20 protein-coding genes are annotated in these 24,780 nt (G+C 62.4%); 8 read left to right on the top strand and 12 right to left on the bottom strand.

From position 1 onward, the window contains the following. Nucleotides 1–2: 2 nt before the first annotated feature. Genes L8I05_RS08140 through L8I05_RS08155 form a run of 4 tightly spaced genes read right to left on the bottom strand, consistent with a single transcriptional unit; the run spans nt 3 to nt 4,576 of the window. Nucleotides 3–1,196 carry a CaiB/BaiF CoA-transferase family protein gene (locus L8I05_RS08140; RefSeq protein WP_242168140.1) on the bottom strand — a complete coding sequence of 398 codons (1,194 nt, stop codon included), beginning with the start codon at nt 1,194–1,196 and terminating at the stop codon, nt 3–5. A 9-nt stretch (nt 1,197–1,205) separates the two neighbouring features. Next, complete coding sequence (locus tag L8I05_RS08145; protein WP_242168142.1) at nt 1,206–2,555, bottom strand: MmgE/PrpD family protein; 1,350 nt, start codon at nt 2,553–2,555, stop codon at nt 1,206–1,208. 10 nt (nt 2,556–2,565) lie between these two features. Then, nucleotides 2,566–3,729 (bottom strand): acyl-CoA dehydrogenase family protein, encoded by a 1,164-nt coding sequence (locus tag L8I05_RS08150; protein WP_242168144.1) that lies wholly within the window; start codon nt 3,727–3,729, stop codon nt 2,566–2,568. Between the two features lie 28 nt (nt 3,730–3,757). Then, complete coding sequence (locus L8I05_RS08155) at nt 3,758–4,576, bottom strand: MaoC family dehydratase N-terminal domain-containing protein (RefSeq protein ID WP_242168147.1); 819 nt, start codon at nt 4,574–4,576, stop codon at nt 3,758–3,760. Nucleotides 4,577–4,767: 191 nt separating this feature from the next. On the opposite strand from L8I05_RS08155, the gene L8I05_RS08160 reads away from it, so the two are divergent. After that, nucleotides 4,768–5,667, top strand: a complete 900-nt coding sequence (locus L8I05_RS08160; protein ID WP_159956078.1) for a LysR family transcriptional regulator — start codon at nt 4,768–4,770, stop codon at nt 5,665–5,667. On the opposite strand, the gene L8I05_RS08165 is transcribed toward L8I05_RS08160, so the two are convergent. The 4 genes from L8I05_RS08165 to L8I05_RS08180 are packed head-to-tail and all read right to left on the bottom strand — an operon-like array spanning nt 5,654 to nt 11,891. Next, nucleotides 5,654–8,548, bottom strand: a complete 2,895-nt coding sequence (locus tag L8I05_RS08165) for a bpX6 domain-containing protein (RefSeq protein ID WP_242168149.1) — start codon at nt 8,546–8,548, stop codon at nt 5,654–5,656. The two genes, L8I05_RS08160 and L8I05_RS08165, sit on opposite strands and share 14 nt — an antisense overlap. Then, on the bottom strand, nt 8,541–10,346 hold the full coding sequence (locus L8I05_RS08170; RefSeq protein WP_242168151.1) for a hypothetical protein: 1,806 nt from the start codon (nt 10,344–10,346) through the stop codon (nt 8,541–8,543). Before L8I05_RS08170 ends, L8I05_RS08165 begins: the two co-directional genes overlap by 8 nt. Next, nucleotides 10,333–10,779, bottom strand: coding sequence for a hypothetical protein (locus tag L8I05_RS08175; RefSeq protein WP_242168153.1), 447 nt, complete (start codon nt 10,777–10,779; stop codon nt 10,333–10,335). The genes L8I05_RS08170 and L8I05_RS08175 overlap by 14 nt, the downstream gene beginning before the upstream one ends. After that, entirely contained in the window at nt 10,776–11,891 is a 1,116-nt protein-coding gene (locus tag L8I05_RS08180; protein ID WP_242168154.1) for an AAA family ATPase, read from the bottom strand. The genes L8I05_RS08175 and L8I05_RS08180 overlap by 4 nt, the downstream gene beginning before the upstream one ends. A gap of 90 nt (nt 11,892–11,981) precedes the next feature. On the opposite strand from L8I05_RS08180, the gene L8I05_RS08185 reads away from it, so the two are divergent. The 3 genes from L8I05_RS08185 to L8I05_RS08195 all read left to right on the top strand — a co-directional run bounded on the left by L8I05_RS08185 (nt 11,982) and on the right by L8I05_RS08195 (nt 15,197). Then, nucleotides 11,982–12,470, top strand: coding sequence for a GFA family protein (locus tag L8I05_RS08185; protein ID WP_242168156.1), 489 nt, complete (start codon nt 11,982–11,984; stop codon nt 12,468–12,470). A gap of 94 nt (nt 12,471–12,564) precedes the next feature. Further along, entirely contained in the window at nt 12,565–14,388 is a 1,824-nt protein-coding gene (locus L8I05_RS08190) for a serine hydrolase domain-containing protein (protein WP_242168158.1), read from the top strand. Nucleotides 14,389–14,405: 17 nt separating this feature from the next. Beyond that, entirely contained in the window at nt 14,406–15,197 is a 792-nt protein-coding gene (locus L8I05_RS08195) for a MipA/OmpV family protein (RefSeq protein WP_242168160.1), read from the top strand. Nucleotides 15,198–15,346: 149 nt separating this feature from the next. On the opposite strand, the gene L8I05_RS08200 is transcribed toward L8I05_RS08195, so the two are convergent. Both L8I05_RS08200 and L8I05_RS08205 read right to left on the bottom strand, forming a co-directional pair. Then, a complete protein-coding gene (locus L8I05_RS08200; RefSeq protein WP_242168162.1) occupies nt 15,347–16,624 on the bottom strand; it encodes an ATP-binding protein in 1,278 nt (425 codons plus the stop codon). Further along, nucleotides 16,625–17,332: a response regulator gene (locus L8I05_RS08205; protein WP_242168164.1), complete on the bottom strand. Its 708-nt coding sequence runs from the start codon at nt 17,330–17,332 to the stop codon at nt 16,625–16,627. It lies immediately after the preceding gene. A gap of 306 nt (nt 17,333–17,638) precedes the next feature. Here L8I05_RS08205 and L8I05_RS08210 point away from each other — a divergent pair, with 306 nt between their 5' ends. Both L8I05_RS08210 and L8I05_RS08215 read left to right on the top strand, forming a co-directional pair. After that, on the top strand, nt 17,639–18,184 hold the full coding sequence (locus L8I05_RS08210) for a RidA family protein (protein WP_242168166.1): 546 nt from the start codon (nt 17,639–17,641) through the stop codon (nt 18,182–18,184). Between the two features lie 174 nt (nt 18,185–18,358). Then, a complete protein-coding gene (locus L8I05_RS08215; protein WP_242168167.1) occupies nt 18,359–19,558 on the top strand; it encodes an MFS transporter in 1,200 nt (399 codons plus the stop codon). Here L8I05_RS08215 and miaE read toward each other — a convergent pair. Next, nucleotides 19,514–20,116 (bottom strand): tRNA isopentenyl-2-thiomethyl-A-37 hydroxylase MiaE, encoded by a 603-nt coding sequence (gene miaE / locus L8I05_RS08220; protein WP_242168169.1) that lies wholly within the window; start codon nt 20,114–20,116, stop codon nt 19,514–19,516. The genes L8I05_RS08215 and miaE overlap by 45 nt on opposite strands. 156 nt (nt 20,117–20,272) lie before the next feature. Between miaE and L8I05_RS08225 the strand changes: the two genes are divergently transcribed. Further along, nucleotides 20,273–21,136: a universal stress protein gene (locus L8I05_RS08225; protein ID WP_242168171.1), complete on the top strand. Its 864-nt coding sequence runs from the start codon at nt 20,273–20,275 to the stop codon at nt 21,134–21,136. Between the two features lie 134 nt (nt 21,137–21,270). Here the strand turns inward: L8I05_RS08225 and L8I05_RS08230 are convergent, their stop codons facing one another. Continuing rightward, nucleotides 21,271–21,741 (bottom strand): DUF1289 domain-containing protein, encoded by a 471-nt coding sequence (locus L8I05_RS08230; RefSeq protein ID WP_242168173.1) that lies wholly within the window; start codon nt 21,739–21,741, stop codon nt 21,271–21,273. Between the two features lie 396 nt (nt 21,742–22,137). On the opposite strand from L8I05_RS08230, the gene acnB reads away from it, so the two are divergent. Continuing rightward, nucleotides 22,138–24,747 carry a bifunctional aconitate hydratase 2/2-methylisocitrate dehydratase gene (gene acnB, locus L8I05_RS08235; RefSeq protein WP_159961426.1) on the top strand — a complete coding sequence of 870 codons (2,610 nt, stop codon included), beginning with the start codon at nt 22,138–22,140 and terminating at the stop codon, nt 24,745–24,747. Nucleotides 24,748–24,780 lie beyond the last annotated feature (33 nt).

Below are 24,780 nucleotides of genomic sequence, written 5' to 3' on the forward strand. Positions count from 1 at the left end.
TATTAGATAACGCCGCGCGCGCGCAGGCTGTCGATGGCATCGGCCGAGTAGCCGAGACGGTCGAGAATGCTCATGCTGTGCTGCCCCAGCGCGGGCACAGCGTCCATTCTCGGCGTGAACGCGGCATTACGCGCCGGTGGCAGCAGCGACGGCAACGGCCCGGCCGGGCTCTGCACTTCACGCCAGCTGTCGCGCGCCTTGAGCTGCGGGTGGTCCCACACGCCCTGCATGTCATTGACGCGCGCACTGGCGATTTGTGCGTCTTCCAAGCGCTGAATCACCGCCTCGGCGTCCAGCTGCGCAAAGCTGTCGACGATGATCTGGCGCAGCACCTCACGGTTTGCCGAACGCTTGAAGTTGGCCGAGAAGCGCTCATCGGTGGCCAATTCAGGCGTGAGCAGCACCTTGTCGCAGAACGCCGCCCATTCGCGCTCGTTCTGCAAACCGAGCATCACCGTGCCGCCGCCGCCGGTGGGAAACGGCCCGTACGGGTAAATCGTCGAGTGCGCCGCCCCAGCGCGCGGTGGCTGGGGCGCGCCGTCGAACGCGTAGTACATCGGGTAGCCCATCCACTCCACCAGGCTTTCGAGCATGCTCACATCGATGCGGCTGCCCTTCCCGGTCTTGCCGCGCAGCAGCAGTGCCGAGAGGATGCCGCTGTAGGCGTACATGCCCGCCGAGATATCGGCGATGGAGCAACCGGCCTTGGCCATCTGGTCGTCACCGGGCCCACCGGTCACCGACAAAAAGCCGCCCTCGCTCTGGATCAGCAAGTCATAGGCCTTCTTCTTCTCGTAAGGCCCGCCTTCGCCATAGCCGGAAATATCGCAGACGATCAGCCGTGGGAAACGCGCATGCAGCGCCTCGAACGACAAGCCCATGCGCGCCGCCGCACCGGGTGCGAGGTTTTGCACCAGCACATCGGCGTCGGCCAGCAAGCTGTCGAGAATGTCGCCCGCCTCGTCCTGCTTGAGGTCCAGGGTCAGGCTTTCCTTGGAGCGGTTGGTCCACACAAAATGCGAGGCCAGGCCGCGCACGCGCTCGTCATAGCCACGGGCAAAGTCACCGGCGCCGGGGCGTTCGATCTTGATCACGCGGGCGCCCAAATCGGCCAATTGGCGGGTGCAGAACGGCGCGGCAATCGCGTGTTCCAGGCTGACAACGGTGATGCCGTCCAGCGGTCGTTGAGTAGTCATCACAGTTCCTCAGAGCCAGTGGGCCATGGACGCCGCGTTACGCAGGTTCCAGACCTTGTCGATCAGTGCAGTGGCTTGTGCCGGTGTACGCGCGCCGCTGAAGTGGGTCAGGCGCTGGAATTTATCCGCCAGCTCCACACGGCTCAGGGTGTTGCCTGGGTCGCCCTTGGGTTCGTCGATGGCGCCGTGCAGCGTGCGGCCGTCGAGCGTGGTGACGGTGACGCGGCCCAGCCAGCGTTGCGGGTAAGCGCCGTCGACCTCGGGGTCGAGGGTCATGCTGACCTTGTCGCGAAACGTCGAGACAGCAGGATCGCTCAGCGCCAGTTCGTGGAACTCGGTGAGCCCGGCCTTGCCATGCACGGCGATCAGGCCGAGCACGGTGCCCATGGAGAACTTGGCCTGGTGCACGCTGGCAGGCACGGTGACGCGCCCCAGCACATCAATGGCACCCTGATGCACGCGGGTTTGCACGCGCGCAATCTGATCGGCGCCCAGCCCTTCGCGCTGCATCAACTCCAACAGCGCATCGGCGGCCGGATGGGTGTGGCGGCACGAGGCGTGGAACTTGAACGAGGTTTCCAACAGTGCCCAGCGCGTGCCGAGGTCGGCAGACAGTTTGCGCGGTTCGGCATCGCTGGACATGCCAGCCGCCAAGCCCTGGTCGCCTTCAAGAATATTGCGCGCGCCGGTCAGCCCGTCCGCCGTCAGGTAGGCGGCAAGCAACCCATCGGCTGCGGCCTTGGCGGTGTGCAGCTGCTTGGAATCGGCGGCATCGCGCAGGAATTCCCACAGCCCTGCAGCCTGGGTGCCGGCACTGCCGAGCACATTGATGAATTGCTCCTGGTTGAAATCCAGCAGCTTGCCCACGGCAACGGCGGCGGCCAAGGTGCCGACAGTCGCCGTGGTGTGAAAGATGCGGTAGTGAGAACGCCCCATGAATTCGCCGATGCGAATCCCGGCCTCATAGCCCGCCACCGACGCCAGCAGCAGCTCGCGGCCGGATTTGCCGAGGTCTTGCGCGGCGGCCAAGGCGGCGGGAAACACCACCGTGGCCGGGTGCAGCACCGAGCTGTTGTGCAGGTCATCCTGCTCCACCAGATGGGACGAGGCGCCGTTCACCAGCGCAGCGAAATACGCGCTGCTGCTGCCGCCGTTAACAATGATCTGCGCCGGGCCAGTGCTCGGGCCCATCTTTTGCGCGTAGCGTTCGAACAGTGGAATCGGGTGCGCGCCTTTGCTGGCCAGCGCCGAGGCGAGCCAATCCAGATACAGGTCTTCGGTGCGCGCCAGCACGTTGTCGGGCAACTGTTCGTAGCTCAACTCGGCAAGGAACCGACACAAGGCGTGGGTATGGCTCATGGTCAGGCCCTCAGAAGCTGCGTGGCAGTTCGAGCAGATGCTCGGCCACGTACGACAGGATCAGGTTGGTGGAGATCGGCGCCACTTGGTACAGGCGCGTTTCGCGGAATTTGCGCTCCACGTCGTATTCGCAGGCAAAGCCAAAGCCGCCGTGGGTTTGCAGGCAGGCGTTGGCCGCTTCCCAGGACGCCTTGGCCGCCAGGTACTTGGCCATGTTGGCGCTGGCCCCGGCGTTCTGGCCGCTGTCGTATTCCTCGCAGGCACGCCAGCGCATCAGGTCCGCCGCCTCGATTTCGATGTGCGCTTCGGCAATCGGGAACTGCACGCCCTGGTTCTGCCCGATGGGCCGGCCAAATACCACGCGGTCACGGGCATAGGCGCTGGCCTTTTCGATAAACCAGCGGCCGTCGCCGATGCACTCGGCAGCGATCAGCGTGCGCTCGGCATTCAGGCCGTCGAGGATATATTTGAAGCCCTTGCCCTCCTCGCCAATCAGGCTGTCGAGTGGCAGCTCCAGGTTGTCGAAGAACAGCTCGTTGGTTTCGTGGTTGACCATATTGGCGATGGGCTGCACGGTCAGGCCGTTGCCGATGGCTTCGCGCAGGTCGACCAGGAAAATCGACATGCCTTCGGACTTTTTCTTCACCTCGGCCAGCGGCGTGGTGCGCGCCAGCAGGATCATCAGGTCGGAATGCTGCACCCGCGAGATCCAGACTTTCTGGCCGTTGACCACGTATTTGTCGCCGCGCTTAATCGCGGTGGTCTTGATCTTGGTGGTGTCGGTGCCGGTGGTGGGCTCGGTGACGCCCATCGATTGCAGGCGCAATTCGCCGCTGGCGAGTTTGGGCAGGTAGAAACTTTTTTGCGCTGGGCTGCCATGGCGCAGCAAGGTGAACATGTTGTACATCTGGCCGTGAACCGTGCCGGAGTTGCCGCCGCAACGGTTCACTTCTTCCAGAATCACCGAGGCTTCGGCCAGGCCCAGGCCGGAGCCGCCGTATTCTTCGGGGATCATTGCCGACAACCAGCCGGCGTCGGTCAGGGCCTTGACGAAGGCTTCGGGGAAGCCTTTTTCTTCATCGACCTTGCGCCAGTAAGCGGCATCGAATTCGGCGCACAAGGCGCGCACGCCTTCGCGGATGGCATTGAGTTCTTCGTTGTCATTCGGGTTCATTAACGGCTCTCCGCCTGTTGTTCTGGTGTTAGTCGAAATGCAGTTCGGCTGTTTGCGCCACGCCATCGGCATTGCCTGCCCACAACTGGGCGACGCCGGGTGCAGTCACGCGCCCACCCACGGTAAATGGCTGTGGCGCAATCAACGGGCGCACGCCGCGATAGGCGAAACGGCGCAAGGTGGCGCCCGGGTGCGCACGGCAAAAGGCGCGCAGGCTCAAGGTGGCGATCAACGGCCCATGCACCACCAGGCCCGAATAGCCTTCGATGCCGGTGACATAGGGGTAGTCGTAGTGGATGCGGTGGCCGTTGAAGGTCACGGCGCTGTAGCGAAACAACAGGGTTGGCGTGGGGTCGACACTCTCACGCCATTCACCCTCGGCGAGTGAGTCGCCGCTGCCTGGCTTGGGCGGCGTGGGTTCGCGGTAGACGATGTCCTGTTCCTCGCGAATCGCCAGGCGACCGTCCTGGGAATAGTCATGGCGCACGGTGACAAACAGCAGCGCACCGGTGCGGCCGGTTTTTTCTTCGACGTGGGTGATGGTCGACACGCGGGTGGCCGCCTCGCCGGCGCGCAAGGCATGCAGGAACTCGATCCGCCCACCGGCCCACATGCGATTGCGATTTTCCGCCGGCGGCAGAAACCCGCCACGGGCCGGGTGGCCGTCAGTGCCCAACGCCGATTCCGGCAGTGGGTCCTGGAAGAAACACCACTGCCACAGCGGTGGAACGGCTTCGCCTTCCAGGGGCACCGCCGCGCCGAAGGTCGCGGCAATACGCTTGAGCAGGTTGTGGCTCAGGTGGTCGTGGGCGGTTTCACTTAGGCCGATCCAATCGGTGGCGCTCATCGGGTACACATCCTCTGGCAGTGGTGGTCTGCCCCGGATCATGCAAGCGCCTGCCCGTTCTGAGAATTTGCATTTCAATAAACCAGCGTTCGGTTATGCTGAACGCCACTCGTCACACCTCAAATTCATTGTGATAGCTGGCTTGCCAGCTCCCACAATTGATCTTCATCGTTGCCGAATAGGTGTTTTGCATGCACTTCGATCTCGCCGACCTGCGCCTGTTTATTCATATCGCCGAATCCCCCAGCCTGACCCAGGGCGCCAAGCGTGCGTTCCTCTCGCCCGCCGCCGCGAGTGCGCGGATCAAGGCGCTGGAAGGCCAGCTCGACACGCGGCTGCTGTACCGCGACAGCCGTGGCGTGGAGATCACCCCGGCCGGTGAGCGCCTGCTGCACCATGCGCGACTGATCATGCGCCAGGTGGATTACCTGAAAAGCGAGTTCACCCAGTACGGCGTGGACTCGGCCGGGCATATCCGCATCTTTGCCAATACCACGGCGGTCACCGAGTTTCTGCCGGAGGTGCTGGCGGGCTTTTTGTCCCAGCGCCCCGGCGTCACCGTCGACCTGCAAGAGCGCCTGTCCCGCGATATCGTGCGTGGCGTGCTGGATGGCACCAGCGACATGGGCATCATCGCCGGGCCGGTTGAAGCGGCAGGCTTGCAGGTGCTGCACTTCAGCACCGACGAACTGGTGCTGATGGTGCCCGTGGGTCATCCGTTGGCCGACCAGCCTTCAGTGACGCTGGACCAAACCCTCGCCTACCAACATATCGGCCTGCACGAAGGCAGCACGCTGTTGAGCTTTTTGCGTGAGCACGTGGAGCGGCTCGGCAAGCATTTGTCGCTGCGTATCCAGGTGTCGAGTTTCGAGGCGATTTGCCGGATGGTCGAGGCCGGCGTGGGCATCGGCATCATCCCCGAATCTGCCGCGGTGCGGCACAGCCGGACCATGCAGTTGGTGGCGGTAAAGCTCGATGAGCCCTGGGCGATTCGCGAGCGGAGCATTTTGGTGCGCGAACTGGAAGCCCTGCCCGGCACCATTCGGGCGCTGATCGCCACCCTGATGCCGGACCCACTCAGTGCAGGCTAATGTTGCGCTGGCTGGCGGTATCGATATTGATATGGCTCAGCCGGCCCTGCCCGTCGAACAGCAACAAATCAGACCCCAGGCGGCGAAGCTGGGCCGGCGATTGCGGCCAGTGCAACGTGACGCAAAGCCGATCGCTGGTACGGTGGATCACGTGCCAACAGGTGTCGTGCTCCTCAACCCGATAGCTGATCAGCAACCAGTCCTCAAATAGAAACGGGCTGACGGACTCATCCCATTCTTCGTCCGGCAAGTTGCCAGGCAGCCTGTAGCCCTTTCTAACCCCGTGCTGCTTAAGGACCAGAATGGGTGTGCCATCGTCGTGCTTGATACGATACTGCGCCGATTCAGCGGTGGCACTGGGAACCTGGAAGTCCGTCGCCACGATGTCAAACGCGCTTTCGCGGCTGACCAGGCGCCGCTCCGGCAGACGATAATGCCACAGCATCAGGCACCCACCCGGCGCTGACAACCACAGGTACTCGTTGTGTTCATCGACCTTGATGGCCCGCACCGGCTCCGGCAGATCACTCACATGCCAGAGCGTTTCAAAGCCACGGTCCACATCCACCACGCGCAACTGCGGGCCTTTGCCGATGGTCCAGCGGCTGCCATCAAACGCGTTTGCAAACACATCCATGGCCAACACGCCGAGGTCTTTGGCAACACGATTGACCAGGTCCAGTTTGCTCACGCGCCATACATTCCCCCGCCAGATCAGCACCAACGCGACCTGTCGGCTATGGGCAATCACGATCTTCTGCGCCGGCACTGCAAAGTGAAACAACGCTGCGCCCGCCGCGTCCACCACCATCACGCCGGCCTCGCCCAGCGCCACCAGGTAACGTTCATCCTCCAGCGGTGCCGCGTCGAAAATCGGCCGGCTGCCGGCGGCCGGTGCAGACCACTCGCGGGTGTCCCCCAAACGCTCCAGCGAGACCACAGGCGTACGCTTCAGCGCCTGGCCCGGCAAGTCCGCCTGAAGCGCTTTGTCGCGACTCATCTTGACCAGCGCTTGTAGCTGGTTATGGGTCAGTTGGCCCTGATGGCTGAATTGATCGGCCAGAATCGCGTGCACGGTGGCACCGGCCAGCCAGGCCAGGGCGGTGGTGTTGGCCTTGTGCAGCAATAAGGCTTGCGCCAGGGCGGCGCGTTCGCCGGCGCGCGCGGGGTCGTCACGCAATTGCTCGACCCACGGCCCGTAAGCCTGCAGCGTTTCGGGCAAAAGGATCGCGCGCTTGACCAGCGCCTCAACGCCCAAGCGCCCGCCGGCCGCCTCGGCGTTGAGCAACCATTGCGCAGCGCGTGGGCGTTCAGCCGGCAGGCTCCAGATCACATCGACGGCTTGCAACCACAGGCCTTTGGCGATCAACGACTCAGCCCATTCCAGACGCAAGCGGTCGGCGGCTTCCGGCGACTTGGCCTGGAGCATTACCACGGCGTCGGCGAACGCATTATCGCGCCGCGCCACCAGCACGGCGCGATGCCACTGCTCGGCCAGGCACAGCAGGCGCACGATCACCGCAGGCGGCATGTCCCACGCCAGGGCCAGGTCGGCGGCCTGCTGATAGCGCGCGTGTTTCTCCAGGTAATCGAGGGCTTGCTGGTGCTCTTTGAGCAATTCGGCGAGTACAAACACCGCTTCCTCGATGCGACCGGCACGGTCCAGGCGTTCAAAGGTCTGGCGATACACCTGGCGCAAGTGCTCGGTCAAGTCGTCTTCGAACAGCATCGAGCGCGCCGGGCCATCCTGCTGGCTGAGGCTCAAGTCCTGGCGACGCTGGGGCGTACCAAAGCTCTGTTCACCGCTGGAGGCACCGCCGTTCAAGGGGATGGCGTGACGCAAGGCTTCTTCGAAATTGCCGTCTTCGAACATCTCCAACATGCGCTGCATGTAGGCGGCCTGGCGTTTGCCATACAGCTTGGAGAGCTGGGAGTGCTGGGTCAGCCGGGTCAACAGGCGGCGCCACACGGCAGGTTTGCGCCGGCGCGGGGTGGCACGCGCAGCGATGCCTGGGTTAGCGGGTGCGCGGGTCACCGGCCTGGGCGCCGCTTTGGCGGGTGCCGAGGCGCCACGGTGCAGGAAGCGGTTCAACCCGAACAGCAGCGCGGTGATCACCACCATCCAGATCACAGCGCCCAGGAGCATGCCGCCGAGGGACTGTGTGTGGGTGGCCAACATGGCGGCGGGCTCGCTCTGGCCGAAGAGGCGGACCAGCCCACCCAGCAGGAGCAAGCCGATCACGATTTTCAGCACCGGGGAAGAGACTTCGCGGGCGCCGTTTGCGTTGTTTTGCGCAGACGCCCCGCTGGCGCCCGGCCCTTTACTCGGCGTGTGACGGGGGCGCTCCAGCAGCGCTTGCATGATTGCTTCGCGCTCCGGGCTGACGGGCTCCAGTGGCCCGCCGAGGATTTCACGCAGGTCGGTGACCACCGCTTCCGGCAGCGTTGCCGGCAACGGGGTATGGCAGTCAAAGGTGTCTAGCAGCGTGTAGGTGCTGATGTCCAGCCACAGCGCGGGCTTCAGCACCTGTGCATCGCGCAACTGCAGGGCGTGGACATGACTGCCGCGCACCAGCCACAGGTCGGCAACGGGCAGCCCGCGCAATTCCTCAGGGTGCAGCGCGGCAGACGACAAGCCCCGGCCCTGGCGGATCAGCGGCCAGCCGTGCAGGCTTTCGCAATGCACCGGGCAAGGTCTGTGGAACTGCAACAAGTCGCCGTCGGCAAAGCGATAGGCACGCGCGTCGGTTTGCCAATAGTCGAGGATCAAGCGCCTGCGCTCACCTTCATCAAAACGCGCGGCGGCAAACCATAGGCCGTCAATCTGTTGGTGCCCGGTGAGTACCGGGCGGCGAATCAGCATCTGTTCTGGCTCAAGCATTGGCAGCGTCCTGGGTGAGCTGCGGTGCCTGGTTGCACATCACTTGCAAGCGCATGGCGCGCTCGCCGACCGAGTAAACCAGTAATTCGCGGTCAGTGGTCAGTACGGAGATCAAGCCGCTCATGGGGCAAAAGCTCGCGCGGGCAATCGGCGCCGAGGTGGTGAACAACGTGCGCTGTTGCCCCTCGGCGTACAGCCCGACGCTGTGCTGGTTCGGCCCCAGCAGCACCAGTGAGTAAGCCGGCCGCTGGGCGTACGTGTAGTGCAGGCCGATGGCTTTCCAGCCAGGCGCCAAGTCGATCTGCTCGTGTTTCGCCGGAAAACTTTCATGGGTCACCAGGCGCCAACTCTGGTGGCCGCCCTCGGTGGTCAGCAGCGCGCAACCGCCGCAGTACTGGCGCCAGTAAAAGTTGGCGGCCAGCAGCACCTGGCTGACGCCCGCTGCCGAGCCGACCGCATGACCATTGGTACGTAAACCGTCAGCAGACCCGGAATAGGCGACGATCTGCCCGCCTTCGCTGCGCGCATAAGCGATGGTCAAGGGGTCGACCTGCGCAAGGCTCATCACGTCATCCGCCACCCGGCAGAGTTGACGCGACTTCCAGTAGGCGAGCCGCCCCTGGCTGTCGAGCAAGTACACGCGCACGGAGTTCTGACTGTGCAGCCACACACTCGGCAGGAACGTCGCGGTGCCCGGTGGCAGTTGCAGCTCTTCACGGTTGGGCTTGCCGACGGTAGGCATACCGGGGATGTTCCAGAACGTCAGGCTGTCGTTATCACTCAACACGGCACCGAGGCTGCGGTGGTGAAAGGTCGTGCTCAAGACGCGCTGATGTTTGCCCCACAGACGGCGTCGAACCTCCAGGGACTTTTTCTGGTTCTTGTGCGGCAGCTTGATCACCACCATGCCCGGCTCATCGAGCATGCGCAGCGCCACATAGTTACCGGCGCTGGAGATGACCGGCGGCAAGGTCAAGGCGACGCGTGGCACCCCTTTTGCGAGCTTCAACGGCGGCGCCTGGCCTTCATCGTCGAACTGGCCTTTGAGCAGTTGCACCGCGCGCCCTTCATCCGGCATCGGCAGCAGCACGCGCCGCACCGATCCGGCCTGCAATTCGAAGGACAGACTTTGGCCATCCAGGCTGCGCTGCACCTGCACCCGGTGCGTACAGGTCTTGGTGGTGTCCTTGGGCAAGCGCTGTCCGACGGTCCAGCACTCACCCAACGTTTCGCCCTGCACAGCCAGCCATTCCTGCCAGGCGTGCCAGTGCGCCGGGGCGACACTTTCATAGGTGCGCGCCTTGAGCAGCCGTTTGAGCTGCCCCGCGCTATCGAATGCATGCAGCACCGGCGCGCCTTGCAGGATGCCCCAACGCAACTGCGCCCCCGCCTCCTCGGCACGCCGGGCCAGCAGCATCAGCAAGGCGATATGCACCAGCCGCGCGGCGCCCCACTGCAACGGGCCGGCGTCGAACAGCACGACAATCAGGCGGTTGGCTTCACGGGCGCGGTATTGCGGCGCCAGGAACATATGTTCGCCGCCGACAGCCCGGCGCATAAACTCATCCGGCACTTCATCGGCCAGCAGCCATTCGCTGGAAAGCAGGCGCTCGTAAGGCCCACGGCGTTGCAGATCACCCACGCCATCGGGCTCCGGCACCCCGCCTTGCTGCCGACCGCGCAGTGGCCCGAGCACCGGGTTGAGGCGCCCCAGCAAGTCGGCGAACAGCGGCAGATGCTGCGGCGCAAACCACTCCAACCATTGGCGCCAGGGTTGCAGGGCTTCAGGCAGTTGCATGGCGGGCTCCCCACTGCGTCGCGATGCGCTGAAGGTGTTCAACCGTCACCGGCAACAGGCGATCCAACGGCACCACGGCTTGCGGTTCGCGCCATAACAGCAAGGGCGAGCGCTTGAACCGTGCCGACAGCGTTTGGCCGAGCACGTCCACCGGCGCTGTCGGCTCCCAACTGGTGGGCAGCCACAGCCCCGGCGCGTCGGGGTGCACTGCGGCGTAGGCCACGCCGTCGACCCACGGTAAATCCGCCGATGCCCCGGTGACCACCAGGACGTCGCCGCTGGCGGTAGCGTGCAAGCGCGCCGCCTGTGCATCGGCGAGCAGCCGCAAGCGCGCATGCAAGCGGCGCGCGGCGTCGCCCCAGGCAACGGCGGCTTGAGGGTCGGCCGGCACCTGCCTTGGGCGCCAGGTCCAGGCGTAGTGGTCGGCACTCATGGCGTCAGCATTCGGGACAGTTGCCCGCGTACCTGCTGCAAGGGTTCCGGCATGGTCTCGCTATTGAAGTTGGCGTCGATCTCGCGCAGCAGCCCTTCGAGCGCCGGGCTGTCGGGTGGCTCGCTGCTGGCCAGGTAGTCTTGCGCCGTTTCGAGCAAGCGATTCAAGCGCGACATCGGCTGCAAGGTGGCCTCTTCGACCGCGCTGAACAAATGGCTGTTGCTGGACGCGGCAAACAGGTCGCGCAGTACCTCGCGGCCATGCTGCTGAGCCTCTTTGGTCGGCAGCACATACAGCAACGGCCACAGGTCAGCGTCGCTGGCTTGCAGCCGCCCGCCCAGCAGCGCGGCAGCCGCGATCAGCCGTTGGGACTTGACGATACGGCGGTCCGACAGCGGGATGCCGGCTTCGCGCAGGCGCCGAATCGCCTGGGCCAGGGCTGGACGCACGGCGCCCAGGTCGACGTTTTTCAGGGCCTGGCTCAGCGTGTCCAACTGCGCCAACCCGAGCAACTGTTGCACGGGCCGCTGTTCCGACTGCCAACCGCCCGCCAGCATGGCTTCCAGTTGATTGTCCGGCACCGACTCGACGAACAGGTGCAACAGGAAGCGGTCGCCAAATGCCGCCAGTGCTTCATCGTCCGGCAAGCCGTTGGCGGCGCCGACGCACACCCGCAGCGGGCATTGGATTTGGGTATGGCCACGGCGAAAGCGGCGCTCGTTGAGCACGCCCAGCAAGGTATTGAGGATGGCGGTGGAGCCCAGGAAGACTTCATCGAGAAACACGATATCGGCTTCCGGCAGCATGCCGCTGACGTCGGTTTCCACCGTGCCTTCACGCAGTTTCTTCAGGTCCACGGCACCGAAAAGCTCCGACGGTTCAGTGAAGCGCCCCAGCAAGTATTCGAAGTAACGCCCGCCCATGGATTGCGCCACACGGCGTACCACGGCGCTCTTGGCCGTGCCGGGCGGGCCGATGACCAGAATGTGCTCCTGGGCGACCGCCGCCAGCACAATCAGCTCGGCCAATTGCTCGCGCCCGACCAAGCCTTCGGTCGCCGTGCGCACAGCGTGGCGGATTTGCGTGGCAGCGCTTTGCAACTGAGCAATCATGGGTGTCTTCCCTGAAACCAAAGCGGGGAATCTTGCCTGAGGCTAAGGTATTAGCAAAGCGTTGTTACAACTGCCTTGAGGAGTCAGCCCATGCAACTCGAAGGATCCTGCCATTGCGGCGCCGTAACATTCAGCCTGAACAGCCAGCATCCGTACCCCTATCAGCGTTGCTACTGCTCGATCTGCCGCAAAACCCAAGGCGGCGGTGGCTATGCGATCAACCTTGCCGGCGATACGCCAAGCCTGAAGGTGCAGGGACGCAAGCACATCTCGATCTACCACGCCAGGCTCAAGCCCGAGGGCGCCAGCCGCGCGCACGCGAGCACTGCCGAACGGCATTTTTGCTCGCAGTGCGGCAGCGCCTTGTGGCTGTTCAGCCCGGAGTGGCCGGAGCTGATTCACCCGTTTGCCTCGGCCATCGACACGCCGTTGCCGGTGCCGCCGGAGCACACACACTTGATGCTCGGCTCCAAGGCGCCGTGGGTGGAAGTCAGCGTGCGCAAGGGTGACCTGCAGTTCGACGAATACCCCGAAGAATCCATCGCCCAGTGGCATGCACGCTTGGGCCTGTCGCGTTAACAGTCTTTGACAGTTTCCCGACAAAGCTCACAAAGATTGTTGGCCTGCCGCGCCCTAGCATTCGAGCATCCAAATAAGCCTGCGGGTGCTCTTCATGTTTCGCACATTGCGCGGTATTCCGCTGTTGGGTTGCCTGCTGGGCACGCTCGGTTGCCATGGGCAACCGCCTGCCCCGCCGCCAATTCCCAAGGGCGATTACGGCGCGATCATTCGTTACCTGCAAGCGCGTATTCCACGGGAAATGGCCCAGGAGAATGTGCCCGGCCTGTCGATTGCACTGGTCAATGGCCAGGAACTGATCTGGGCGCGCGGGTTCGGCATGGCCGACAAGGCCCAGGGCGTGCCGGTTACGCCGAACACGGCGTTTCGCGCCGGTGGCATCTCCAAACTGCTCACCGCCACGGCCGCGCTGCAACTGGTCGAGCAGCAACGCCTGGGCCTGGACGCGCCGATCCAGCAGACTTTGCGCGAGTTCTACGTGCGCTCGCGCTTTCATACCGACCAGGGCGCCGCCGACCGCGATATCACCCTGCGCCGTTTGCTCAGCCATCAGTCCGGCCTGCCCAGTGAACACCTGCGCGACCTGCGCAGCAGCTTCGCCATGGGCCAGATGCCGATGCGCGTGTCGGGTGTGTGGCTGAGCAGCCCACCCGGCTCGCAAGTGGCGTATTCCAATCTCGGCTATTCGCTGGTGGGCGCGGCGATTGAGCGGGTCAGCCACAAAAGCTTTGAAGCGCAGTTGCAGAGCAGCCTGCTCAAGCCACTGGACATGAGCCAGTCGAGCTTTGTCGGCACCGGCACGCAGTTGAGCTTTCGTGCCCTGGGCTATGAGGATGGCGTGGCGAGCACCGACGCCCAAGTGCGTGACCTTGCCGCCGGCGGTTTGTGGGCCAGCCCGAAAGACCTCAGCCACTACGTGCAGATGCTGTTCGCCCAGGGCCTGTACAAAGGCAACCGCGTGCTCGGCAGTGCGTCGATTGACGCGATGTTCACCCAGCAGAACACCGGCAACGCGCTGGATTTTGACTGCCAGATGGGCCTGGGCTGGTTCCTCGCGCCGTGCGGCGATGAGCCGGTCGCCCCCGGCGTGCGCACCTACCAGCACAGCGGCGGTGGCGATGATTTTGCCGCGCAATTGACCGTGTTGCCGGACGCGCAACTGGCCGTGATCATCATGGCCAATGACAGCAATGCCGAAGAGCTGGTCGCCAGGCTCGCCACCGACGCCCTGCGCCTGATGTTGCAGGGGCAAACCGGCGAAGCGGTCTGCGCCGACGACTGCCAGGCGCCCAGCCATGGGCTCAAGGTGCGCCATGTGCCGGCCGCCGTCGACCGCAAACGCCTGGCCGGGTTTTACGCGACGGCCTGGGGCGTGTTCCGCATCAAGGACGACAACGGTCGATTGGCCGGCGAGTTGGCCGGGTTCGACTTCGAGCTGTTACGCGATGAATCCGGCTGGCTGCGGGCACAGAAGAAGATCCTCGGCTTCTGGCTCAAGGACCTCGGTGACCTGGGCCGCGTGCAACTCGACGTGGTCACGGTGCAGGGCCGCCAGTTGCTCACCGCCCGCAGCCACGGCCAGCGCATTGCGATCGGCGAGCGCATCGACCCGCCGCCGCTGCCGCTGGCGTGGGCCGACACCATCGGCACTTACCAAGTGCTCAACACCCACGAGCCCGACGCGCCGTTAAGTGGCATCAGCGTGCGCCTGGAAGAAGGCTTCCTGGTGATTCGCGGCCAACTGCACGACGAGCCGCTGACCGACTACATCCTGCTCCCCGTCGACAACGCCCACGCCGTGCTGGCCGGCAACGGCTATGGCCTGGGCGACACCGTGAGCCGCCAGGTCAATGGCCTCAGCGCGTCGGGCTACTCCTTCAAACGCACCCGCGCCCCCAACCACCGCCTGAATTTCTAACACGGACGAACACCCTGATGCGCTCAAAAAACCTCTGCCTGTCGTTCACCTCGTTGTGCCTGCTCGCGGCTGCCGACACCGCGACTGCCGAAGACTGGCAATACAGCCTCAAGGCCGGCGTGGCCAACGCGCCCCGCTACAGCGGCAGCGACGAACGTATGACTACGCCACTGCTGGGCGGCAAAATTATCAGCCCCTGGGGGATTTTCCTCGACACCGACAAGGGCCTGGGCTGGGGCTACGAAGGCAATGCCTTGAGCTTCAGCGCTTATGTCGGCGCCAGCAGTTCACGCAAGGATAAAAACCAGCGCTTGCATGCCGGCTCCAAACGCCTCAAAGGCATGGGCGAAATCAAGGCGCGCCCGCAATTGGGGGTCAGCGCCGCCTACAACCTGGGCGGCGTGATCGTGGGTGCGACGCTGGAACATGCCCTTAAGGAAGATGACCACAAGGACACCGGCAAGGCCTACACCCACCTGGAACTGAACCTCGGCACCAACCTGTATGAAGGCCGCTTTGGCTCGGTGGATGCCAGCCTCAGCAGCCACTTCGGCGACCGCGACTACTTGCAGACCTGGTACGGCGTCACCACCGGCCAGGCCGCGCAAAGCCGCTTCAAGGCCTACAAGGCCGGTGCAGGCAACATCAGTAATGGCATGAATTTGGTGTGGAGCATGCCGATCAGCGAGCGCACGCAGTTTTCGACGTTATTGGACGTGCAGTACCTGGCGGATGAAGCAGGCAAGAGCCCGATTGTGGAGCGGCGGTTGCAGACGTCGGTGATGGGGGTGTTGGAATACACGTTCTGATTGGGTAACACGGTTAAAAATGTGGGAGCTGGCTTGCCTGCGATAGGTGTATCAGGCAACCATTTTTCTGGCTGACCCGCCGCCATCGCAGGCAAGCCAGCTCCCACCCTGAATCGGTTACCACCCTGACCCTTGCTTAAAGTCAGGCCTTACTCGGCATACGCCCAGGTCATCCGAAACGACGCCCCGCCCCACTCCGAATCCAGCACTTCCACTTGTCCGCCATGCCATTGGCTGACCCGCTTGACCAGCGCCAGTCCCAAACCAAACCCACCGGTGCGGCGGTCGCGGCTGGTGTCCAGGCGCAGGAAGGGTTCGAAGATCTTCGCCCGACCTTCCAGCGGTACGCCCGGCCCGTCGTCATTAACCCGCACTTCGTAACCGCTGCCGAATTTGACCAAGGACACTTCCACACGGCGCTCGGCGTAGCGAATCGCATTGCGCAGCAGGTTGATCACCGCGCGCGCCATAAAGCGTGGCTCGATCTGGATAAAGTCGACCTCACAGGTGCGCAACGACAGCTGCACCCCGGCCGCCTCGGCTTCCAGGGCCACGCTGCCGATCACGCTGTCGAGCCAGCTGTGGGCCTCGATGTTTTCCCGGGTGACCTGGGTGGCGCCGCGCTCCAGGCTCGCGTAGGTCAGCAGTTCGGAGACCATTTCTTCCAGCTCGCCCAGGTCGGCGTACATGTCGGCGATCAGCTCGCGGCTTTGGCGTGGGTCGGACTGTTGCTTGAGTTGGTCCAGCTCGAACGACAAGCGCGCAATCGGCGTGCGCAACTCGTGGGACACCGCGTTGGTCAGTTCACGCTGGTTGGCGATCAGGCTTTCGATGCGCTCGGCCATCTGGTTGAAGTGCCCGGCCAGTTCGCGCACGGTGGAGCGGCGCGGCAGCAGAATGCGCGAGGCCAGGTCGTTATCGCCAAAGCGCTGCGCGGCCAGGCGGATATGCTCAAGGTCACGCCAGTGCGGGCGCACCCAGAAATACAGCACGATGGCCAGGCTCACACCGAGGAAGCCGTAGGCCCACAGGTACAGCCATTTGGGCTCTTCCGGCAGTTTGATTTGCAGCAATTGCGGGCCACCATCAATCGTGGTCAGGAACTCCATAAAGTCCCCACGCACGACCAGTTGGCCGTCAGCCAGCAGTTTTTGTTCGCGCTCGTTCAGCGCCAGGGCATCGCTGGGCACCAATTTCAGGCGCAAGCCGTAATGGGGTTGAAGTTCATCCAGACGCGCTTGCCGCGCCGCGCATTGTACGGGCTTCAGTTGCTCCACCAAACCATAGGCCGGGCCACGCAGCGCCTCACGGTTATAGACTTCGTTGGCCTCGGGCAATAACTCGTCGAAGGTGTAGTTGACCAGCCAGATCGCCCCCGCCAAACCCAGCGCCAGGATCACATACAGGCGCAGAAACAGACGCAGCATCTAAACCTCCCACGCGAACGGGTTGAACAGGTAGCCCTTGCCCCAGATGGTCTTGATGCACACCGGCTCACGCGGGTTGTCATTGAGTTTGCCGCGCAGTTTGCTGATGTACACGTCGACGCTGCGGTTAAGGCCGTCGAAGGCGATACCGCGCATGCGATTGAGAATGTCGTCGCGGGAGAGGATTTTCCCCGAACTGCTGGCCAGCAGCCACAGCAACTCGAACTCCATGGTGGTGAGGTCGATCTTCTCATCGCCCAGGCTGACCACCCGGCAGCTGCGATCAATCGACAGCCGGCCGAACTCCAGCGAGCCGCGTACGGTGGGCTCGGGCACCTGGCGACGTTGCAGCGCACGCAGCCGTGCGAGCAATACCGGCGGTTTGATCGGTTTGATCACGTAGTCGTCGGCGCCGGACTCCAGGCCCAGGATGTGGTCCAGGTCGTCCTCCTTGGCCGTCAGAATCACAATGGGCGTGTCAGACACATTACGAATTTCGCGACACACGTGCAGGCCGCTCTGGCCCGGCAACATCAGGTCGAGCACGACAATCTTCGGCTTGAAGTCGAGAAACGCCGCCAGGGCTTCATCACCCCGATGCACCACGCGCACCTCGAAACCGTGCTGCGCCAGAAAGTGCGCGATCAGCCCTGCCAGCTTCTCGTCGTCCTCAACGAGCAAGACCTTGCCCAAACCCAGGTTTTCCATAAATTCTCAGTGTAAGAACGCGGATTGAAGTACCGGCATTATAGGTGGCAAGCTGGCCGGAAACGGTACTGTACAAGAAGGAAAATCCGATGCTCTCCGCGGTTTTTGCGCAACTTTCATGTTTTTAAGAGTTTTTTACATTTACCGCATACTTTTTAACCTGCTTTTTTGCGCGGCGTGCGCGGCCCCTTGTCACAGCATTTCAACAACCTGCGCGCCGCGAATCATCAGGTAATAAATCAGTCACGCGATGGTGAACTACACTGCGGCATAGTTAAATTTCATTCCTGCAAGAGCCACTTAACTATGCGTCATACCCAACTCAATACCCGAAGTAAAAGTAACCCAGGGAAAACCCTGCGTAACGTTTCAACCCTTGCCGGGCTCGTCGGTATCTTGGCCGGATGCAGTAACGGCGCCGTGTCCAATACCCTGCCCAACAAGGCCAAGTTTATCAACCCGGCCGGGCTATCCACGCCCACCGGCTATACCCATGTCGTAGAAGCGCCGGTGGGGCGCACGCTGTATATTTCCGGGCAGATCGCGTTCGACAAACAGGGACAACTTGTGGGTCCAGGCGACTTCACCGCCCAGGCTGAACAAGTGTTTGCCAATTTGAAAGTTGCACTGGAGGCCAGTGGCGCAACCTTTAATGATGTGGTCAAGCTGGGCGTCTATGTCACCGATGTGGGGCAACTAAGTGCCTTCCGAGCCGTTCGCGATAAATATATCAATCAGAAAAATCCGCCCGCCAGCACACTGGTTGAAGTATCCCAATTTATTCGCAAAGAGTTGTTGTTGGAAATAGATGCAGTGGTGGTAGTGCCTGCTCAACCCGCAACTGCACAGTAGCGCGATAACCGACTCGCTCAACGCCGACCTTGAACCGCCGTTGCCCTCGCAAAAAAGCCTGTCCACGTTACACTCGCAACGTGGATTCGCGCGTTGGCGCAGATGACCATGGGAAATCAAGGAAGGCATTGAACCGCTTTCAGTTGTCGCGGTGGTTACTGGAACGGGAGCAGCATGCGCAAGGACTACCTGGCTTTTTTTATCTCACTGTTCCTGTCGCGGCTGGCGGACCAGATCCTGCTGTTTATCGTGCCGCTGATCGTGTTCCAGACCACCAACAGTGTGTCGTGGGCAGGGCTGGCGTTCTTTGTCGAGTCGCTGCCGCGTTACTTGGCGTTCCCGGTGTGCGGGGCGTTGTGCGACAAGTTTTCGCCGGTGCGCATCCTGCATATCAGCCAGGTGTACCGGGCGCTGGCCTGCGTGGTGGCGGTGGCGTTGTACGGCGTGTTCGACGGCATCTATTGGCTGGTGATCCTGTCGGCGCTGTGCGGCGTGTTGACCACTCAGGGCCTCATGGCGCGGGAAGTGGTGATGCCGCATATCTTCAAGCATTACACCTACGCCAAAACCTTGTCCTACTCGCAGATTGCCGACCAGAGCGGCCTGGTGCTGGGGCCGTTGGTGGCAGCGCTGATGCTGGAAGTCTGGGCCTGGCATTGGGTGGTCATCGGGATTGCCGGCGTGTTTGTGCTGGCGGATGTGGCGATGTGGGTCTGGCAGCGCAACACCAGGGTGAATCTGCACAGCCATGAGCAGCACCCGGATATCTGGCTGCAGCCGCTGCGCATCGCGTTCGGGCATATCCGCAACCTGGTGGAGTTGAAACGGATCATCACCCTGGCGGTGGGTGTGAACCTGATGATTGGCGTAACGCTGGCCACGTCTGCCGCGATGGTCACGGGCCAATACGGCGCCGGCAAGGACACCTACGCCCTGCTGCAGGCGGCGGGTGCGCTGGTGACCATCGGCATTCTGTTTTATCTGGCGCGCGCCACGTTACCGTTGAAGGTGATGGGCGGGCTGTCTTACGCGATGATCGGCGTGGGCGCGTTGATCACCGCCCTGAGCCCCAGTGTGTGGGCGTACAGCGTTGGCTTCCTGCTGGTTACCGGCTTCGACAAGATGTTCAACGTGTACCTGCGCAGCACCCGTCAGCGCGTGATTCCGGTGCAGGACTTCGGCAAAACCGTCGGCGTGATGACCTTGCTCAACAACCTGTCCCAACCCTTGGCAGGCTTGTTGGTGGCCGTATTGGCGGCGCCGCTGGGCACGCAGACGGTGATCCTGCTGCTGGTGGGGCTCACCGCGCTGCTTGGGGTGGCGGTGGCCTCAGGCTGGCACGCCACTGTGAAAGCGGAACTCGATATCGGGTGATTCGATCAGTTCCTGCTCGGCCGCCCTCACCCGCTCGATCACTTGGGCGATGTCTTTGGCGTCGCCGTACTGGTAGGCCAGTTTCAAGTAACCCTGAAAGTGCCGAGCCTCGCTTTTGAGCAAACCGAAATAGAACTTGCCGAGTTCTTCGTCCAAATGTGGCACCAGTGCTTCGAAACGCTCACAACTGCGCGCTTCGATAAAGGCCCCGACCACCAGGGTATCCACCAGCTTGACCGGCTCGTGGCTGCGCACCACTTTGCGCAAACCCGAAGCATACCGGCCTGCATGCAGTTGACGCAGTTCGACTTTGCGCTTCTTGATCAGGCGCATGACTTGCTCGTGGTGCACCAGCTCTTCGCGGGCCAGGCGCGACATCATGTTGATCAGGTCAACATGGGCGTGGTACTTGGCGATCAGGCTGAGGGCGGTGCTGGCGGCTTTGAATTCGCAGTTCTTGTGGTCGATCAGCAGGGTTTCCTGATCGGCCAAAGCAGCCTGGACCCAGGCGTCGGGGGTGCGGCAGCCGAGGAATTCGTGGATTTCGGGCAGGTTCATCGGGCTCACGGGCAAAAGGATTACAAAAGGGCGCCGATTATACCGACCCCGCCGCAGACCACCAGCCACTGGCGTTGATGTGCATCAACATGACGTCTGGCGAGCAGCAACTATAGTTGTCCAGAGCGCCTTTTCCCCGTCTCTGGAGATCCGTCCATGCAAGCTATCCGCAGCATCCTGGTGGTCATCGAGCCCGAGCACTCGGAAAGCCTGGCCCTCAAGCGTGCCAAGCTGATCGCCGGGGTCACCGGCGCGCACCTGCACTTGCTGGTCTGCGACAAGAAGCATGAGCACTCGGCGCTGCTGAGCCTGCTCAAGTCCGGCCTGCAGGAAGACGGCTACAGCGTGACCACCGAGCAGGCGTGGAACGACAGCCTGCATGAAACCATTATCGACGTGCAGCAGGCCGAGGGCTGCGGGTTGGTGATCAAGCAGCACTTCGCCGACAGCCCGCTGAAAAAGGCCTTGCTGACCCCCGCCGACTGGAAACTGCTGCGCTACTGCCCTACTCCAGTGCTGCTGGTGAAAACGGCGACGCCGTGGGCCGACAAGGTGGTGCTGGCGGCGATTGACGTGGGCAACAACGACACTGAACACCAGGCACTGCACAACACCATCATTGACCACGGGTTTGAAATAGCCAGCCTGGCCAAGGCGCAATTGCACGTAATCAGCGCGCATCCATCGCCCATGCTCTCGGCGGCCGACCCGACGTTCCAGCTCAAGGAAACCATCGAGGCGCGCTATCGCGAGCAGTGCAAGGCGTTCCAGGCCGAGTTCGACGTGGATGACGCGCGCCTGCATATCGAGGAAGGCCCGGCCGATGTGTTGATCCCGCATGCGGCGCATAAATGGCAGGCGGCGGTGACGATTATCGGCACCGTGGCGCGCACGGGTATTTCGGGGGCGTTGATCGGCAATACGGCGGAAGTGGTACTGGATGCGGTGGAGAGTGATGTGCTGGTGCTCAAGCCGCAGGAGTTGATGGATCACTTGGAAGAGCTGGCCACAAAGCCCTGATGCCGCCCGTTCAAACCCTCTAGATCAACTGTGGGAGCTGGCTTGCCTGCGATAGCTGTCTGTCAGTTGATGCATCTTTGACTGATCTATCGCTATCGCAGGCAAGCCAGCTCCCACCTAGTGGATGGGCGTTGTCAGGCGCCGAATACATCCTTGAGAAAACCTGGGGCGATATAGCGCTGATAATGCGCCTCGGACAGAATAAAAAACTCGCGGTCAATGGCATCGCGCAGTTCCGGCAATGCCCAATCGCGAAACTCCGGCATCAGCACCATGCCATAAGCCTCCAGATTGGAAATCACCCGCGCCCCCCGGGCAATCAACTGGTAGGCCCAGCAGTACTCGGACTGGTGCGGCACAAAGCGAATTTTGCGCTGCTCCAACTGCCCGCGCAGCATCCTGGGGTCGAAAACCTCCAGTTTGCCGGCCATCACCTGCACCAACAGCTGTTCAAGCCGCAGCCAGACCGCGCGTTTTTCTTCCTCGTTATAGCCATTCCACTGGATCACTTCGTGGTGGAAACGCTTGCAGCCACGGCACACCAGATCGCCGTAAACCGTGGAGCACAGGCCGACGCAGGGGGTCTTGATGGTTTGGTTGGACATGGGCAGCGACACACAAATCAGCGAAACAGTGCGCCATGTTAGCCCTTTGTCTAAGGTTGATCACCCAGCAAACTTGGTTAGGCAACTTACCTTTAGATTTTTTTTGCCGTAGAATCATCCGGCCTTGTAAGGCGCCAATAATCCGCTGGAAGCTGTTTTCAAAGCGTCACGAGCACAGTCGTTCCTTCAGAACGGTGTTGGCGATGGTTATTACCCGGTAGGTAACAGCCAGCGCCAACCCTCATCAGCTCCGTTCTGCAGGCGTAAAACTTTGAAAGCAGCTTCTGTGAGGAATGCCGGCAGCGCTAGCTTTGCGGCCCAAAAAGCCCCCGAGCGCATGCGTGCCGTTCATTTCTGGATGAGCGTCCCGTGGGACCACTGATGAGGGTAATAACTGTGCTTGAAGCCTACCGCAAACATATCGAAGAGCGTGCAGCACTGGGTATCGTTCCCCAGCCGCTTAACGCCGAACAAACCGCAGGCCTGGTTGAGCTGCTGAAAAATCCCCCGGCTGGCGAAGAAGAATTCCTCGTTGACCTGATCACCAACCGCATTCCACCAGGCGTTGACGAAGCTGCCTACGTCAAGGCCGGTTTCCTGTCTGCCCTGGCCAAGGGCGAAGCCACTTCCCCCCTGATCGACAAGAAACGCGCTGTTGAACTGCTCGGCACCATGCAAGGCGGCTACAACATCGTGACCCTGGTCGAGCTGCTGGACGACGCCGAACTGGCGCCCGTCGCTGCCGCCCAACTCAAGCACACCCTGCTGATGTTCGATGCGTTCCACGACGTCGCGGAAAAAGCCAAGAACGGCAACGAGCACGCCAAAGCCGTGATCCAGTCCTGGGCCGACGGCGAGTGGTTCAAGAACCGCCCGACCCTGGCCGACAAGATCAGCCTGCGCGTGTTCAAGGTCACCGGCGAAACCAACACCGACGACCTGTCCCCTGCCCCGGATGCCTGGTCCCGTCCTGACATCCCGCTGCACGCCCTGGCCATGCTGAAAATGGCGCGCGAAGGCATCGTGCCGGACGAGCAAGGCAAGACCGGCCCGATGAAGCAGATCGAAGAGATGCGCGGCCAAGGCTTCCCGATCGCCTACGTCGGTGACGTGGTCGGCACCGGTTCGTCGCGTAAATCGGCAACCAACTCGGTACTGTGGTTCTTCGGCGATGACGTTCCTTACGTGCCGAACAAGCGCGCAGGCGGCTTCTGCTTCGGCAGCAAGATCGCTCCGATCTTCTACAACACCATGGAAGATGCCGGCGCACTGCCAATCGAATTCGACGTCACCAACATGAACATGGGCGACGTGATCGACCTGTACCCGCATGCTGGCAAAGTCTGCAAACACGGCACCGATGAAGTCCTGACCACCTTCGAAATGAAGACTCCGGTGCTGTTGGACGAAGTTCGCGCTGGCGGCCGTATTCCGCTGATCATCGGCCGTGGCCTGACCGAAAAAGCACGTGCCGAACTCGGCCTGCCGCCTTCGACCCTGTTCAAACTGCCGGAAGCACCGGCTGAAAGCGACAAGGGCTACACCCTGGCGCAGAAAATGGTCGGTCGCGCATGCGGTCTGCCAGAAGGCAAAGGCGTTCGCCCTGGCACCTACTGCGAACCGAAGATGACCACCGTGGGCTCCCAGGACACCACCGGTCCTATGACCCGTGACGAACTGAAAGACCTGGCGTGCCTGGGCTTCTCGACCGATCTGGTGATGCAGTCGTTCTGCCACACCGCGGCTTACCCCAAGCCGATCGACGTGACCACCCACCACACCCTGCCTGACTTCATCATGACCCGTGGCGGTGTATCGCTGCGTCCAGGCGACGGCATCATCCACAGCTGGCTGAACCGCATGCTGCTGCCGGACACCGTCGGCACCGGTGGTGACTCCCACACCCGTTTCCCGATGGGCATTTCGTTCCCGGCCGGTTCCGGTCTGGTCGCGTTCGCTGCAGCCACTGGCGTCATGCCACTGGACATGCCGGAATCGATCCTGGTGCGCTTCAAAGGCAAAATGCAACCTGGCATCACCCTGCGTGACCTGGTTCATGCCATTCCTTACTACGCGATCCAGGCTGGCCTGCTGACCGTAGAGAAGAAAGGCAAGAAGAACGCCTTCTCCGGCCGCATCCTGGAAATCGAAGGCCTGAACGACCTGACGCTGGAACAGGCGTTCGAGCTGTCCGACGCCTCGGCTGAACGTTCGGCTGCCGGTTGCACCATCAAGCTGTCGAAAGATTCGGTCACCGAATACCTGAACTCCAACATCACCCTGCTGCGCTGGATGATCGGCGAAGGCTACGGCGATGCACGTACCCTGGAACGTCGCGCCCAAGCGATGGAAGCCTGGGTTGCCAACCCGGAACTGATGGAAGCCGATGCCGACGCGGAATACGCCGAAATCATCGAGATCGACCTGGCCGAAATCAACGAGCCGATCCTCTGCGCACCAAACGACCCGGACGATGCCCGTCTGTTGTCCAGCGTTGCCGGTGAGAAGATCGACGAAGTGTTCATCGGTTCGTGCATGACCAACATCGGTCACTTCCGCGCTGCCGGCAAGTTGCTGGAACAGGTCAAAGGTCAGCTGCCAACCCGTCTGTGGCTGTCGCCGCCGACCAAGATGGACGCTCACCAACTGACCGAAGAAGGCTACTACGGCATCTACGGCAAGGCTGGCGCGCGCATGGAAATGCCGGGCTGCTCGCTGTGCATGGGTAACCAGGCACGTGTAGAGCCGAACTCGACCGTTGTGTCGACTTCGACCCGTAACTTCCCGAACCGTCTGGGTGACGGCGCCAACGTCTACCTGGCGTCGGCTGAGCTGGCAGCTGTGGCTTCCACGCTGGGTCGCCTGCCGACTGTCGAAGAGTACATGGGTTACGCAGCGAAACTGGACACCATGGCCAGTGACGTTTACCGCTACCTGAACTTCGACCAGATCGCCGAGTTCCGCAAAATCGCAGCAAGCGCCAACATCCCGGTGATTCAAGCCTAAGGTGTGTTGATGTAAAGGACGCCGCGTATCGAG

This window comes from Pseudomonas sp. MONT-RG-20F-20-E-7-02 (assembly GCF_022662395.1).
Lineage (GTDB): Bacteria > Pseudomonadota > Gammaproteobacteria > Pseudomonadales > Pseudomonadaceae > Aquipseudomonas.